Origin of the sequence: Dyella marensis (assembly GCF_900112865.1) — a bacterium.
Lineage (GTDB): Bacteria > Pseudomonadota > Gammaproteobacteria > Xanthomonadales > Rhodanobacteraceae > Dyella_D > Dyella_D marensis_A.
In genome coordinates this window covers 229,182-242,743 of the sequence record NZ_FONH01000002.1, presented here as the reverse complement: position 1 = coordinate 242,743, position 13,562 = coordinate 229,182, and the positions used below count along the sequence as shown (strand labels likewise).

Annotated in this window: 15 protein-coding genes; 10 read left to right on the top strand and 5 right to left on the bottom strand. The window is 67.8% G+C overall.

What is annotated here, in order from left to right:
* Nucleotides 1-510: 510 nt before the first annotated feature.
* Nucleotides 511-1,833: an Nramp family divalent metal transporter gene (locus BM172_RS03830; protein WP_081805290.1), complete on the bottom strand. Its 1,323-nt coding sequence runs from the start codon at nt 1,831-1,833 to the stop codon at nt 511-513.
* A 174-nt stretch (nt 1,834-2,007) separates the two neighbouring features.
* Here BM172_RS03830 and BM172_RS03825 point away from each other — a divergent pair, with 174 nt between their 5' ends.
* The 5 genes from BM172_RS03825 (at nt 2,008) to BM172_RS22660 (ending at nt 4,166) form a co-directional block, all read left to right on the top strand.
* The gene (locus BM172_RS03825; protein WP_026636624.1) at nt 2,008-2,673 is read left to right on the top strand and encodes a UdgX family uracil-DNA binding protein; all 666 of its coding nucleotides are present in this window, start codon (nt 2,008-2,010) and stop codon (nt 2,671-2,673) included.
* 134 nt (nt 2,674-2,807) lie between these two features.
* On the top strand, nt 2,808-3,008 hold the full coding sequence (locus BM172_RS03820; RefSeq protein WP_026636625.1) for a KGG domain-containing protein: 201 nt from the start codon (nt 2,808-2,810) through the stop codon (nt 3,006-3,008).
* Between the two features lie 59 nt (nt 3,009-3,067).
* Nucleotides 3,068-3,502, top strand: coding sequence for a CBS domain-containing protein (locus tag BM172_RS03815; RefSeq protein ID WP_051549028.1), 435 nt, complete (start codon nt 3,068-3,070; stop codon nt 3,500-3,502).
* A 74-nt stretch (nt 3,503-3,576) separates the two neighbouring features.
* On the top strand, nt 3,577-3,828 hold the full coding sequence (locus BM172_RS22410) for a hypothetical protein (protein WP_035323856.1): 252 nt from the start codon (nt 3,577-3,579) through the stop codon (nt 3,826-3,828).
* 29 nt (nt 3,829-3,857) lie between these two features.
* A complete protein-coding gene (locus BM172_RS22660; protein WP_197022890.1) occupies nt 3,858-4,166 on the top strand; it encodes a hypothetical protein in 309 nt (102 codons plus the stop codon).
* Here the strand turns inward: BM172_RS22660 and BM172_RS03800 are convergent.
* The 3 genes from BM172_RS03800 to BM172_RS03790 all read right to left on the bottom strand — a co-directional run bounded on the left by BM172_RS03800 (nt 4,163) and on the right by BM172_RS03790 (nt 7,602).
* Nucleotides 4,163-6,571, bottom strand: coding sequence for an ATP-binding cassette domain-containing protein (locus BM172_RS03800; RefSeq protein WP_051549030.1), 2,409 nt, complete (start codon nt 6,569-6,571; stop codon nt 4,163-4,165). The genes BM172_RS22660 and BM172_RS03800 overlap by 4 nt on opposite strands.
* Nucleotides 6,572-6,691: 120 nt before the next feature.
* Nucleotides 6,692-7,102: a VOC family protein gene (locus tag BM172_RS03795; RefSeq protein ID WP_026636628.1), complete on the bottom strand. Its 411-nt coding sequence runs from the start codon at nt 7,100-7,102 to the stop codon at nt 6,692-6,694.
* Between the two features lie 50 nt (nt 7,103-7,152).
* Nucleotides 7,153-7,602 (bottom strand): helix-turn-helix transcriptional regulator, encoded by a 450-nt coding sequence (locus BM172_RS03790; RefSeq protein WP_026636629.1) that lies wholly within the window; start codon nt 7,600-7,602, stop codon nt 7,153-7,155.
* 943 nt (nt 7,603-8,545) lie between these two features.
* Between BM172_RS03790 and BM172_RS03785 the strand changes: the two genes are divergently transcribed.
* Nucleotides 8,546-9,322, top strand: a complete 777-nt coding sequence (locus tag BM172_RS03785) for an alpha/beta hydrolase (RefSeq protein ID WP_177218779.1) — start codon at nt 8,546-8,548, stop codon at nt 9,320-9,322.
* Nucleotides 9,323-9,394: 72 nt separating this feature from the next.
* Here BM172_RS03785 and BM172_RS03780 read toward each other — a convergent pair whose 3' ends face one another.
* Nucleotides 9,395-10,453, bottom strand: coding sequence for a helix-turn-helix domain-containing protein (locus tag BM172_RS03780; RefSeq protein ID WP_026636631.1), 1,059 nt, complete (start codon nt 10,451-10,453; stop codon nt 9,395-9,397).
* Between the two features lie 932 nt (nt 10,454-11,385).
* Here BM172_RS03780 and BM172_RS03775 point away from each other — a divergent pair.
* Genes BM172_RS03775 through BM172_RS03760 form a run of 4 tightly spaced genes read left to right on the top strand, consistent with a single transcriptional unit; the run spans nt 11,386 to nt 13,547 of the window.
* Nucleotides 11,386-11,793 (top strand): type IV pilin protein, encoded by a 408-nt coding sequence (locus BM172_RS03775; protein ID WP_051549032.1) that lies wholly within the window; start codon nt 11,386-11,388, stop codon nt 11,791-11,793.
* On the top strand, nt 11,787-12,281 hold the full coding sequence (locus tag BM172_RS03770) for a pilus assembly FimT family protein (protein ID WP_026636632.1): 495 nt from the start codon (nt 11,787-11,789) through the stop codon (nt 12,279-12,281). Before BM172_RS03775 ends, BM172_RS03770 begins: the two co-directional genes overlap by 7 nt.
* Nucleotides 12,256-12,840, top strand: a complete 585-nt coding sequence (locus tag BM172_RS03765; protein ID WP_143096442.1) for a hypothetical protein — start codon at nt 12,256-12,258, stop codon at nt 12,838-12,840. Before BM172_RS03770 ends, BM172_RS03765 begins: the two co-directional genes overlap by 26 nt.
* Complete coding sequence (locus BM172_RS03760; protein ID WP_026636633.1) at nt 12,837-13,547, top strand: PilW family protein; 711 nt, start codon at nt 12,837-12,839, stop codon at nt 13,545-13,547. Before BM172_RS03765 ends, BM172_RS03760 begins: the two co-directional genes overlap by 4 nt.
* The last annotated feature ends 15 nt before the right edge of the window (nt 13,548-13,562 follow it).

Here is a 13,562-nt window from a genome sequence, read left to right as displayed (position 1 = left end):
GCATTTGAGCCGCAGGCGAACCCCAACGTCGTCACCTTACATACGCCTCGCAGCGTTGGGGTTCGCCTGCGGCTCACCCCAACCTACGCCGGGATCGCGAGGTTACACGACGCTCCGCCCGGCCCCTCACCCTGCGCTCTCCCCGGAGGGGTGAGGGGTGCAAGGGTGTGGCAAGAGAAGCGCAGCGCCAAAGCTCGCCTCAGTCCCGGCTCTTAGGCCATTTCTTTTTGGTTACTTTTGCTTTGGGCCAGCAAAGAAAAAGTAACTCGGGCGCCGGCAGGCGTCCGAAATGCCCGCTGCATAAGCGGCCAGGTCACCGGATCGCGACCATCAGGCGATACGGAAACTGGATTCCAGCCTACGCCGGAATGACGAGCAAAAAAAGGAACGCCCGCTGCGTAGCGGCCAAGTCGCCGCCACGCGACCATCAGGCGACACGGAAACAGGATTCCGGCCTGCGCCGGAATGACGGAAAAAAGCGCAAGCAGCGCCTCCCCATCGCACCAGCGATCACCCCACTCCCCCAAAAAACGTCAAAAACATCACCACATCCGCCACCCCCATCGCCACCGTGGCCGCCCACCCGCCCCATCTCACCCACGGCGCCACCACCTGCGCCCCCATCACCCGGCGATCCCCCGCCAACAACACAATCACCGCCATCAACGGCACCGCCGCCACCCCATTGATCACCGCACTCCAGAACAACGCCTTCATCGGATCGATCGGCGTCAACGTCAGCGCCGTGCCCAGCACCACCGCCGCCACCAGCAACCCATAGAACACCTTCGCCTCGCCAGGCTTCTTCTCCAACCCGCAGGGACACTCCCACGCATCGGCGAGGAAATAGGCGGTCGCACCCGCCAACACCGGAATGGCCAACAGGCCGGTGCCGACGATACCCGCGGCAAACAAGGCAAATGCCAATGCCCCCGCCACCGGGCGCAGCGCAGCGGCTGCATCCACGGACGTCTGGATCTCCGTCTTGCCGTGCGCATGCAACACCACGGCGGCGGTCAGCATGATGCAGAACGCCACCGTGTTGGAGTACACCATCCCCACCACCGTATCCACGCGGATGCGCCGCCGCGCCTCGGGTGCCTGGGCCGGCTTGCGCTTGAGCGGCTCGCGCCCGGGATCGTGGCGCAGCTCCTCCACTTCCTGCGCGGCCTGCCAATAGAACAGGTAAGGGCTGATCGTCGTGCCAAGGATCGCGACGATGGTCACCGCGTATTCGGCCTTCAGCTGGATCTGCGGTATCACCAGTGCCGCCAGCGCCTCCTTCCACGGCACCTGCACCACGAACAGCGTGCCGACATAGGCGAACAGGCTGAAGGTCAGCACTTTCAGATAAGGCGAGTAGCGCGAGAAAGGTACGTAGACCTGCAGCGCCAGCGAGAGCAGGGCGGCCACCGTGCTGTACAGCAGACGCGGACCGCCAGCGAGCAGTTGCACCGCCGCGCCCATCGCGGCGATGTCGGCGCCCAGGTTGATCACATTGGCGATCGCCACCCATATCGCCAGGGTGCGCACCAGCCAGAGCGGAAAGCGCTGCGACATGTTGCGCGCCAGGCCCCGGCCGGTGGTGCGGCCGATCATCGCGCTGGCGGCCTGGATCGCCACCATCAGCGGAATGGAAAGCAGCACGGACCACAGCGTGCCGTAGCCGAACCTGGCGCCGGCCTGCGAATAGGTGGCGATGCCGCTGGGATCGTCGTCGGCGGCGCCGGTGATCAGGCCGGCGCTGAGGCGTTTGAGCCAGGAGGTGCTTTTGCGGTCTTTCGATGCGTGTTCGATCTCGGCAGCGGGGCGCGGCGTCTTGCGATCGGGCATATGGCTCGGCTCGGCGTGGGGAAATCACAGCTTCTGCCGCGCGCTTTCACGCATGCGTGAAATCCGCGGCGCCGCGTCGTGAGTGCGCTTGCTCGGGTTCGCTGACGTCATGTGCACTGCGTCTTCAGCCGTCATCGGTTAAAGCGCTGCACAACTTCATCGCACGGAGCCCGCATGCCGCAGCGGATTCCATTCCGGCCCGATGTAGCGGACCTGCCGCTGGCCAAGCCGCCGGAGCGCATTCCTACCGGCTCGCTGGCCACGGTGCGCCGCAAGGCGAAGCAATGCCGCGACTGCCCGCTGTGGATGCATGCCACCCAGACCGTGTTCGGCGAAGGGCCGGCCGATGCGCAGGTGATGTTGATCGGCGAACAGCCGGGGGCGCAGGAAGACCTGCAGGGCGCGCCTTTCGTCGGGCCGGCCGGACGCATGCTGGACAAGGCGCTGACGCAGGCGGGCCTGAGTCGCGAAGCGGTGTATCTCACCAATACCGTCAAGCACTTCAAGTTCGAGCCGCGCGGCAAGGCGCGCCTGCACAAGCGCGCCAACGCGGCCGAGCAGGCCGCCTGTCGTCAGTGGCTGGCGGCGGAACTGCTGCGGGTGAAGCCGCGCCTGGTCGTGGCGATGGGCGCGATGGCGGCGCAGGCGCTGTTCGGCGCGCGTTTTCGCATGACGCAGCAGCGTGGGCAATGGCAACCGTTGGCGGCGCAGGCCGAAGGCATCGCCACCTGGCATCCCTCCTATGTGTTGCGCACACGCGGTGGCGATGCGCGCGAGCGCGCCTATGCCGAGCTGGTGAAGGACCTGCGGCAGGTTGCCGCGCGCCTTGCCGCGGGATGAACGTGGTGCCGCTGTGGAAGAGCCCGTTGACCCTCTGCACGCATCGCTTTCAATCCCCGGTACGCAACATGCATTCGTGCGAGACGCCAGCATGCGCTCCGCGCAGCACTCATTCGCAACCCCGGAGATGAATCATGAACGATAACAAGCGTGGCTTCGGCTCGATGGACGAACAGAAACAGCGCGAGGCTTCCGGCAAGGGCGGCAAGGCCAGCCAGGGCGGCCAGCAGCAGAATGCCGGCGGCAAGGACATGCAGGACAAGAGCGCCGGCAGCCGCGGCGGCAGCCACGAGCAGCACGTCCAGGCCGGCGAGCAGAGCCACAAGCATCGCTGAAGCCAAGGGCGGGCACGGGACTGCAGAGCACCGCGGGACCGAGGCGCGTGGAGAACCGCATGAAGGCCAAAGACATGAAGGCAAAAGACATCATGACCCCGCAGCCGCGCTGCTGTTCGACGGACGACACGCTCGAGCACGCCGCGCGGATCATGCTCGAAGAGGACGTCGGCGAAGTGCCCGTGGTCGATGCGCAGCGGCATCTGGCCGGCGTGATCACCGATCGCGACATCGTGGTGCGCTGCGTGGCCAATGGCGAGCGCACGGACCAGTCGAGGGTGGGGCAGTGCATGACCGCACCGGCCAAGACCCTGCAGGAAGACGCTTCGCTGGAGGAGGTCGCCAACCTGATGAAAGGCGAGCGCATCCGCCGTGTACCCATCACCGACGGCAGCGGCGAAATCTGCGGCATCGTCGCGCTGGCCGACCTGGAACGCACCGACGCCCGATCGCTCAAGGCCGAGGTCTCCGAGCGCGTATCCACGCCGCACTGAATGGCGCGCCGCGCGGATGCCGCGCCGGTGCGCGAACCGTCCCTTGACGATGCACTTTCGACACGAGGCTTCCCATGAAACGTTTCAGCGCTTACGCGACGACCGTCCTCACCGCCAGCCTGCTGGCCCTGGCCGGCTGCACCGGCCGCAACGACAACACCGACCAGAACGCGGCACAACCGGGCGCTTCCACGCCGGCCTCGCCGGCCTCCGCACCGGCCACCACGCCGCCGCCTCCGGCACAGACTTCGCCGTCCAGCTCCACGTTGCCGCCGGCATCGCACACCTCGCCGAACCCCGCGCCGGCCACCACGGCCGCGCATTGACCTGACGACGGCGCGGCGGGATGTCCTGCATGAAACTTTTCTTCGATGTCGACGATAACCAGATGCACGTTACCCGCTGCGCCACGGCCAGGCTGTACGCGCCATCGACTTTTTCCTGGACCGGCATCGCCGGGCCGGGCGAAGTGCCCGCCCCCACGCCGGATCCGGTGAAACCGCCCGGTCCGCCGCCGCCGGATCCGGCCACGCCGATGCCAGACTCGCCGGAAATCCCGCCCATGCCCGGGCCTGTGCCGCCGCCGATAGTCGATCCCGATCTGCCGGCGCCGGTTATCGACCCCGTGCCGCCGCCGGACCAGCGGCCGCGGGCATGGTGCTAGGACGCCGCGCGCGCTTTTGATCGGGCGGTCTTGCGCGCCGTCGACGCGCCGACATAAGCCGCCAGATGCTCGCCGGTCAGCGTGGAACGCTCCGTCACCAACTGCGCGGGCGTGCCTTCGAACACCACGCGCCCGCCGTCATGGCCGGCGCCCGGCCCAAGGTCGATGATCCAGTCGGCATGCGCCATCACCGCCTGGTGGTGTTCGATCACCAGCACTGACTTGCCGCCGTCGACCAGCCGGTCGAGCAGGGCGAGCAGTTGCCCGACGTCGGCCAGGTGCAGGCCGCTGGTCGGTTCGTCGAGCACGTAGATGCCGCCTTTCTCGCCCATCTGCGTGGCCAGCTTCAGCCGCTGCCGTTCGCCGCCGGACAAGGTGGTGAGCGGTTGGCCGAGGCCGAGATAGCCCAGGCCCACGTCGGCGAGGCGCTCGAGGATGGCCCGTGCGGCCGGCACGCCGCTCTTGCCATTGCCGAAGAACGCCAGTGCCTCGTCCACCGGCATCGCCAGCACCTGGCTGATGTCCTTGCCGCCGAACTTGTACTTCAGCACCTGGGCCTGGAAGCGCTTGCCTTCGCATTCCTCGCACACGGTGGCGACGCCGGCCATCATCGCCAGGTCCATATAGACCACGCCGGCGCCGTTGCAGCTAGGGCAGGCGCCTTCGGAGTTGGCGCTGAACAGGGCGGGCTTGACCTGGTTGGCCTTGGCGAAGGCATTGCGAATCGGATCGAGCAGGCCCGTATAGGTGGCCGGATTGCTGCGCCGCGAGCCGCGGATCGGCGCCTGGTCGATCGCCACCACGCCGTCCTGGCCGGCCACCGAACCGTGGATCAGCGAGCTCTTGCCGGAGCCGGCGACGCCGGTGACCACCGCCAACACGCCCAGCGGGATATCGACGTTGAGGTTCTTGAGGTTGTGCGTTTTCGCGCCGCGCACTTTCAGCGCGCCGGACGGTTTGCGCACCGAGGATTTCAGGCGGGCCCGGTCGTCCAGGTGTTTGCCGGTCAGCGTGCCGCTGGCGCGCAGGTCTTCGACGCTGCCCTCGAATACCACCTTGCCGCCGGCCGAGCCGGCGCCGGGACCCAGGTCGATCACGTGGTCGGCGATGGCGATCGCCTCCGGCTTGTGCTCGACCACCAGCACGGTGTTGCCCTTGTCGCGCAGCTGCAGCAGCAAGCCGTTCATGCGCTGGATGTCGTGCGGATGCAGGCCGATGGTCGGTTCGTCGAACACATAGGTGACATCGGTGAGCGCGGAGCCGAGGTGGCGGATCATCTTGGTGCGCTGTGCCTCGCCGCCGGACAGCGTGCCCGCGGGCCGCTCCAGCGACAGATAGCCCAGGCCGATCTCCACGAAGGAATCGAGCGTGTGCAGCAGCTTGGCCAGCAGCGGCGCCACCGAGGGTTCCTTCAGGCCGCGCACCCAGGCGGCCAGGTCGCTGATCTGCATCGCGCAGGCGTCGGCGATGTTGAGCTTGCCGATCTTCGAGGAGCGCGCGCCCGCGCTGAGCCGCGTGCCGCCGCAATCGGGGCAGGTGCTGAAGGTGATCACGCGCTCGACGAAGGCGCGCACATGCGGCTGCATCGCATCGACATCCTTGGCCAGCATCGATTTCTGGATCTTCGGGATCAGCCCCTCGTAGGTGAGGTTGATGCCGTCGACCTTGATCTTGGTGGGCTCCTTGTAGAGCAGGTCGTGCAGTTCCTTCTTGCTGAACTTGCGGATCGGCTTGTCCGGATCGAAGAGGCCGCAGCCGCTGAAGATGCGCCCGAACCAGCCGTCCATGCTGTAGCCGGGGATCTTCAGCGCGCCCTCGTTGAGCGACTTGCTGTCGTCGTACATCTGCGCCAGGTCGAAGTCGGTGACGGCGCCGCGGCCTTCGCAGCGCGGGCACATGCCGCCGGTGCGGCTGAAGGTTTCCTTCACCGTCCGGGTTTTCGCACCGCGCTCCACCGTCAGCGCGCCGACCGCGTTCACCGTGGCGACATTGAAGGCGAACGCGCTGGGCGGGCCGATATGCGGCTTGCCCAGGCGGCTGAACAGGATGCGCAACATCGCGTTGGCGTCGGTGGCGGTGCCGACGGTGGAGCGCGGGTCCGAACCCATGCGCTCCTGGTCGATCAGGATGGCGGTGGTCAGGCCTTCGAGCACGTCGACATCGGGACGTGCGAGCGTGGGCATGAAGCCCTGCACGAAGGCGCTGTAGGTCTCGTTGATCAGGCGCTGCGATTCGGCGGCGACGGTGCCGAACACCAGCGAGCTCTTGCCGGAGCCGGACACGCCGGTGAACACGGTCAGGCGGCGCTTGGGGATGTCGACGCTGACGTCCTTGAGGTTGTTCACGCGCGCACCGTGGACGCGGATGAGGTCGTGGCGGTTGGCGGTCTGGTCGGCCTTGCTCATCATGCATCCTCTCAAGAGCGTAGGTTGGGGTGAGCCACCGGCGAACCCCAACGAACCTCAAACGTTGCAGCCACGTTGGGGTTCGCTTTGCTCACCCCAACCTACGCCATGCGCATTCGCTCAGCGCAGCTGCTGGATCCGGATCATGTTCCCGGCCGGATCCCGCACCGCGCAATCGCGAACGCCATACGGCTGGTCCGTCGGCTCCTGCACGATGTCCGCGTCGCGCGCCTGCAGCTTCTCGAATGCTTTTTCCAGGTCGTGCGTGCCCAGCAGGATGATGCCGAAGGTGCCCTTGGCCATCATCTCGGCGATGGTGCGCCGCTCGTCGTCGGTGATGCCGGGGCTGGCCTCCGGCGGATACAGCACGACGTTGACACTGGGCTGGCCGGCGGGGCCGACGGTGATCCAGCGCTTGCCGCCGTAGCCGACGTCGTTGCGCACCTCGAAGCCGAGCGTGTCGCGGTAGAAGGCGAGGGCGGCGTCGGGGTCGTTCTGCGGGAGGAAGCTCGAATGGATGGTGATGTCCATGGCACGGTCTCCGGGGCTGAGTGGGGTTGGCGTGGTGTTGTCCACGGCGCTCAGTCTAGGTGCGGCTCGGTTTCCGGCGCTTCTCGATTCCTGATCGGTCGCGTGACCTGGCGGGCGACGCAGGAGGGCAGGCCGATGGTGGCTTCGGCCTGCTGCCTGCGGTAGGCGCTGGGGGACATGCCGACCAGTTCGGTGAAGCGGGTGCTGAAGGTGCCGAGCGAGGCACAGCCGACTTCGAAGCAGACCTCGGTGACGCCGAGGTCGCCGCGGCGCAGCAGGGCCATGGCGCGTTCGATGCGGCGGGTCATCAGGTAGGCGTACGGGGATTCGCCGTAGGCGAGGCGGAACTGGCGGCTGAGGTGGCCGGCGGACATGCCGATGTCGGTGGCGAGCGCTTCGACGTTGAGCGGTTGTGCGTATTCGCGGTCGATGCGGTCGCGGACGCGACGCAGGCGCGCCAGGTCGCGCAGGTGCTGCGGTGGGGTGGGTTTGGCGCTCATCGCGTGGATCGTGTCACGCGATCATGGGGGGCTCAAGTGTGACTCCTCATTCGGCGCGAACCGGCATCCGCTCCGCTCGTCATTCCTGCGCAGGCAGGACGAGCGCGTAGCGTGAAGAACGCCCGCAGGGCGGCCCCGAAGGGGCGAGCGAAGCGAGTCATCCAGTGACGACCACGCTCGATGGTCGCGTTGCGCGTAGCTTTGTCTCGCCGTTGGCGAGGGTTTCGTGCCGCTGCCGCGGCCCGACCTACTTTCTCTTGCTTGCCCAAGAGAAAGTAGGCAAAGAGAAGGGCACCCTGCACGGCGCCCTCAGCAGCTTCGCTGCTGCGGGTACATGAGGGCTGGCCGGGCTTTTTGACGGGACATCCATGTCCCGTCAAAAAGGCGAGGACTCCTGTCCTCGCCCCCTTCGGAGCCTGATCGTCCAGCCCTCACCGCCGCGCCAAGGGGGTTGAAGATCAAGAGCACGAGCAAAAGCGCGCAAGCGGAACGCCGCGGGCTGCGCCGCGTGCTCTCAGTTCGATTTTTGCGACGGCCTCCATCCCCCTCTCCCCACCGGGGAGAGGTTTGGGGTGAGGGGCCGGGGCTCGCGGAAACGTGTGCACATGCCAATTGGCCTTTGAAGCATGCAAGTGTCGTTGCATTCATCGCTCGCATGAGCACGGCGCGGATCAGCCAGCACTCCCGACACTGGCCTCCCTTGACGCCACCCCGGCCCGAAATCACCTGTCTTCATCGGCACAGATACGGATACTGGAGTCATTCCGTGATCGGGCGCACGCATGCACTGAGGTGTCCGCACGGTTCGTTGCGATGTCTCGCACGCCGTGGTTGGCAAGTTGCCAGGCCGCGGTCTGCAATCATCGTTCGCAAGCGCCTCCCCGTGTTGTCTTTGCCGGGCGCGAGGCTTCCTGTCGTCCTTCTGTTCGCTCCGTTGGTTCTCATGTCACGTCAAACCTCTCTGCTCGCGCGGGAACGGATCCCGCAGCGCCTGGACCAGGGATTGGAATGGATCGACGATCCGCGCTTCGCGTTTCCCTTCCTGCTGCGCAAGGGCGGCTACGGTTATGTCGCTTCGCTGCTCGTGCTGCTGCATGAGGCGGGTGAATGCGAAACGCAGTTCGCCGCGGTGGCGGATGGGATCGCCGAAGGTGTGGCGGTAGTGATGCCGCGAGCTTGCGTGCCGTTGCGGCGCGGGGCGTTTGCGTGGGATCTGCCGGCGCTCGATGCGTCAGGTTGCCATGACATGAGCGCCACGTTTCGCTCCAGCCTGGAGGGCACGCTCGGTTTTGTGGGCATGCTGCAGGCGTGGCTTGGCGTGGATGCGTCGCGTACGGCGATCGCGGGGTTCGGGCAGGGCGGTCTGCTGGCGGCGTCGGTGGCGCTGGATGCGACGCAACCGGCGCATGGCCTGGGCGTGCTTGGCGGGCGCCTGCCGCTGCCTGGCGAAATGCTGGCGATGGGGGCCGGGCATGGGCACCTGCATGCTTTCGTGGGACACGGCGTGCTGGACGAGCGGATGCCGCTGGAACACGCCGAGCGCACCGTGGCGCAACTGGCCGGGCAGGGCAGCGAATGCCGGCAGCGGCGTTACCTGGCCAAGCACGAACTGACGCCGCAGATGCGCGGCGACTTCGCGGCCTGGTTCAACGAATCCTGGCTGGATCGCACCGTGCTCGCTTCGCCGCTGGCGAACGGCGACACCAGCTTCTGGGGTTGATCGACAAGCGCTTGACCGGGCGCCCCGCTTCGTACCGTCGCCTTGCGCGGCGCTGCGAAGCGGGGCGTTTTTTCATGCCGCCGCGCGGAAGGCCTGGCGCAGCGGCGTCACCTTCGCCGCCTGTTCGGTGCGATAGGTGCCGGGGGCCTGGCCGGTCCAGCGGCGGAAGGCGCGGGCGAAGTTGGCCTGGTCGGTGTAGCCGACCAGGCCGGCGATGTCTTCCAGGCGCAGCGAGGGGTTGGCCATCGCGCGCAGGGCTTCGCGCTTGCGCACTTCGTCGACCAGGGTGCGGTAGCTCCAGCCTTCTTCCTGCAGCCGGCGCTTCAGCGTGCGGGTGGACACGCACAGCGCCTTGGCGGCGGCCTCGATCGGGAACGGCAGGTCCAGGCGGCGCTCCAGCAGGTGTTCGACCCGGCCGGCCCAGTCGCCGGGGCGGCGCACGCGCGCATGTTCGAGTTCGCACTGCTGCTGCAGCACGGCCAGCAGGGCGGCGTGCGCGCTGGCGATCGGCGTGGCCAGGCTGGTGTTGGACACGATCAGCCGCACCTGGCCAGGATCGCCGGCCAGCGCCGGCATCGGGTGATGGCGGGAGGCGGCCACGGCGCGGGTCAGCGCGCGGGCGGGCAGGTACAGCGCCATGGCCTGCGGCGGCAGGCCGGCCAGCTGTTCGCACAGGCCCAGGGTGAAGGCGACGAAGCGGTCCATGGCGAAGCTGCGGCCCGGCAGCAGCGGGTACAGGTCGCGGATGGTGAATTCCATGCCGCCCGGCACCACTGCCTGGCGGATCTCGAAACCGCCGGCGAGGGTGGGGGCGTAGCGGGTCCACAGCTTCAGCGCCTCGCCGAGGTTGGCGCAGCTCAGCAGGGCGAAGCCGAGCACGCCGTGTTCGGCGACCCGGCAGGCGCGGCCGGAAAGGTGGCCGAGTTCCGGCTGCCCCAGGCTTTCTACCCGGGCGCACCACTGGTCGTCCAGGCGCAGGGACACCGCCCCGCCCTGGCCGGCCTGGGCCAGCGGCCGGTCCAGCTCATCCAGAGCGTGAGTCACCGGTCCGCCGTGCGTGATGAGCAGGCGGCGCAGGGTGTAGACGTGGGTGGCGGGTACGACCAGGCGGTCGGGGGGCATCGGTGACATCGCGGTCTCCAGCACTCCGCGGGCTGCGGAGGGATGAGACGCAAGTCTCGGTTTTTACGCCGGAATGGCATTCGCGGGGGATGAATGAAGCATGCGTTTTCGATGTGGTGAGGTTCTTTGCTGAGCCCCTCTCCCTTCGGGAGAGGGGTTGGGGTGAGGGTACGGGCGGAGCGCGGAAGTGATGTGCGCCGCTCCGCCCGCACCCTCATCCGGCTGCCGCCACCTTCTCCCGGAGGGAGAAGGGTTCCACCTTGAAGGTCGAGGGGTCGCAACGTTTGCGCGTACCGCGACGCTGAGCCCCTCTCCCTTCGGGAGAGGGGTTGGGGTGAGGGTGCGGGCGGAGCGTGGAAGTGATGCGCACTGCTCCGCCCGCACCCTCATCCGGCTGCCGCCACCTTCTCTCCCACGGGGACTACCTTCGGGTCGCCGGAGGGAGAAGGGTTCCATCTTGAAGGTCGAGGGGCCGCAACGTTTGCGCGTACCGCGACGCTGAGCCCCTCTCCCTCCGGGAGAGGGGTGGGGGTGAGGGTGCGGGCGGAGCGCAAGGGTGATGTGCACCGCTCCGCCCGCACCCTCATCCGGCTGCCGCCACCTTCTCCCGGAGGGAGAAGGGTTCCACCTTCTTGAGGGGTGTCCACCATGTCCCCGAACACCTGTCCACCATGTGGCCGGTACATACACGGAGAAGGGGGGGGCAGGCGGAGCGCAACCGCGGATGTGCGCGGCTCCCTCCGGAACCCTGGCCTCAACTGACCCCACGCTGGCGCCTTCCGGAACTCCATTCGCCGGCGCAGGGCAGGGACACTGTCGCCATCGTCCGCACCCTTCCCGGTCAGGCCACCTCTCCGCGGCGCCCGCCCGGGCGGAGGTGCGGACGCTCTTTCGCCACAGGGGGCGACCGTCCAATGTCATGCAACCTTAAAGCGGCGCCAGTGCGCGTCCGCGGCTTTTCGCTGATCGAACTGATGGTGGTGCTGGCCATCGTGGCCGTGCTGTCCGCCATCGCGATCTCCTCGTACCTGTCGTACATCACCCGCAGCAAGGTGCGCACCGCCCAGGGCGACCTGGTGGCGCTGTCGCTGAATCTGGAGAACGCGCTGCAGCGGCAGCTGGCGTATCCGGTGATGAACACCACCAGCACGGCCGATACCGAGACCGGCCTGAAGGGCTGGCACCCGGCGCAGGGCAAGGACTTCACCTATACGGTCAAGTCCACCGCCGCCGGCTACCTGCTCACCGCCAACGGCACCTCCGGCCGGCTGGCGCAGTGCCAGCTGACCCTCGACGACGCCGGCCAGCGCAAGGTGCCGGGCGACTGCGGTTCGATCACCACATGGTGACCGGCCGGCATCCCCGCCGGCAGCGGGGCATGTCGCTGATCGAGCTGATGGTGACCATCACGTTGATGTTCGTCATCTGCCTGGTCGGCCTGCCGCTGACCAAGGCCTGGGTCGATTCGGCCCACCAGCGCGAGGCCGCGGGCATCCTGGCCGAAGGGCTGGGGCGTGCCAAGGCGCTGGCCATGCGCAATCCCTCCGGCATCGCCGATCCGGCCCAACCGGGCGCCTTCGTCTGCCTGAGCGGCAACACCATCGCGGTGGCGCGCCCGGACCAGAGCACCGCCTGCGGCAAGGGCACGCTGGCGTGGAGCGCCACGCTGCCGACCGGCAGTTCGATCGTGCTGGCCAGCAAGGCCGCCTTCCATTGCGTCGCCTACAGCGCCCGCGGCGCGGCGCTGGCCATGGACGTCGCCGCGGCGACGTGCACGACCACATCCATCGAGGCCCATGCAGGTGATGAAGATGCCTTCGTCGTATCCGTTCCCTGAGCGCCGGCCGCGGCGCAGCTCCGCCCGCCGCCAGCGCGGCGATGTCCTGCTCGAAGCGCTGATCGCCGTGCTGATCACCGCGATCATCGGCGCCGGCACCGCCTATATGACCGGACGCCTGGCGATCAGCGCCAAAGACCAGCGCCTGGAGGGCATCGCCTCGCAACAGATGCGCGAACTGCTGCAGCGCTACGGCGCCTCGCTGTGTCCCGGCGGGGCCAACCAGGGCATGGCCAGGCTGCGTTCGCCCAACGGCACCTTGTCCACCTTGCAGGTGATCTGCGCCGACGGCGCGGCGCGCACCGTCAACGGCATCAGCGTGCAGGGCACCACCCAGGTGTTGCTGTGCACCGGCGCCGATCCGGCCGGCAACAGCAGCGCGCCGTCCATCGCCGTCGGCAACGGCGACGTCACCGCCTGCGCGTCGTCGGATGACGGCGGCAGCGGGAATGGCAACGGCAATGGCAACGGCAATGGCAACGGCAATGGCAATGGCAATGGCAATGGCAATGGCAAGGACCACGGCCATGGTCACGGCTACGGAGACAGCGCGTCGTGAGAACCGGACAACTTCAGCGCGGCTACACCCTGATCAGCATGCTGGTCGGCCTGCTGATCGGCGTGATCACGGTCGGCGGCATGCTCATGCTCTACAAGTCGATGGTGGTAGTGGCCAAAGACGTGAAGACCCAGGCCATCCAGGACGGCGAAGTGGTCGCCAGCGTGCTCGGCGCGCAGGTGGGGCTGCAGGAAGCCGGCTTCGGCGTCAGCGCCACCGCCGGCCAGGACCTGATCGTCATCGCCAATGCCAAGTTCGACAAGGGCAAGCTGACCGGCACCGCTGCCGCCGGCTACGACAGCGCGGTGCGCGGCAATGCCGTGGTGTGGGGCTATAACCCCAGCGGTGCGAACGCCAATCCGGATCCGGCCGCCTATCGCTGCGGCGGCCTGGTGCTGCTGGGCGGTGCGAACGGCGCACAGCTGCTTGCGCTGCAGCCGATGGCCTGTACCGACGCCACCAGCTGGGGCCAGCTGACCTGGCAGACACGTGCGCTGACCTCGCCGGGCAACATGCAGGCCACCGGCCTGTTCGAAGCGCTCGCCAGCACCTGCTGGCCGTACACGCATACCGATGCGGTCAACGCGATGCAGCTGAACTACTACCCCGAACCGGCCAGCGCTTCCAGCAGCTTCGGCCGCGGCACCCAGCCGACCATGGCCGACCACGCCGCGTTCTCGGTGTGCCTGCCCAATTTCCGCCACTGACTTGAGCGATCGCGC

What these genes read in the sequence shown, in the direction of transcription:
- BM172_RS03830 (WP_081805290.1), bottom strand. Translation starts at nt 1,833, where the DNA reads ATGCCCGATCGCAAGACGCCGCGCCCCGCTGCCGAGATCGAACACGCA.
- BM172_RS03825 (WP_026636624.1), top strand. Translation starts at nt 2,008, where the DNA reads ATGCCGCAGCGGATTCCATTCCGGCCCGATGTAGCGGACCTGCCGCTG.
- BM172_RS03820 (WP_026636625.1), top strand. Translation starts at nt 2,808, where the DNA reads ATGAACGATAACAAGCGTGGCTTCGGCTCGATGGACGAACAGAAACAG.
- BM172_RS03815 (WP_051549028.1), top strand. Translation starts at nt 3,068, where the DNA reads ATGAAGGCCAAAGACATGAAGGCAAAAGACATCATGACCCCGCAGCCG.
- BM172_RS22410 (WP_035323856.1), top strand. Translation starts at nt 3,577, where the DNA reads ATGAAACGTTTCAGCGCTTACGCGACGACCGTCCTCACCGCCAGCCTG.
- BM172_RS22660 (WP_197022890.1), top strand. Translation starts at nt 3,858, where the DNA reads ATGAAACTTTTCTTCGATGTCGACGATAACCAGATGCACGTTACCCGC.
- BM172_RS03800 (WP_051549030.1), bottom strand. Translation starts at nt 6,571, where the DNA reads ATGAGCAAGGCCGACCAGACCGCCAACCGCCACGACCTCATCCGCGTC.
- BM172_RS03795 (WP_026636628.1), bottom strand. Translation starts at nt 7,102, where the DNA reads ATGGACATCACCATCCATTCGAGCTTCCTCCCGCAGAACGACCCCGAC.
- BM172_RS03790 (WP_026636629.1), bottom strand. Translation starts at nt 7,602, where the DNA reads ATGAGCGCCAAACCCACCCCACCGCAGCACCTGCGCGACCTGGCGCGC.
- BM172_RS03785 (WP_177218779.1), top strand. Translation starts at nt 8,546, where the DNA reads ATGTCACGTCAAACCTCTCTGCTCGCGCGGGAACGGATCCCGCAGCGC.
- BM172_RS03780 (WP_026636631.1), bottom strand. Translation starts at nt 10,453, where the DNA reads ATGTCACCGATGCCCCCCGACCGCCTGGTCGTACCCGCCACCCACGTC.
- BM172_RS03770 (WP_026636632.1), top strand. Translation starts at nt 11,787, where the DNA reads ATGGTGACCGGCCGGCATCCCCGCCGGCAGCGGGGCATGTCGCTGATC.
- BM172_RS03765 (WP_143096442.1), top strand. Translation starts at nt 12,256, where the DNA reads ATGCCTTCGTCGTATCCGTTCCCTGAGCGCCGGCCGCGGCGCAGCTCC.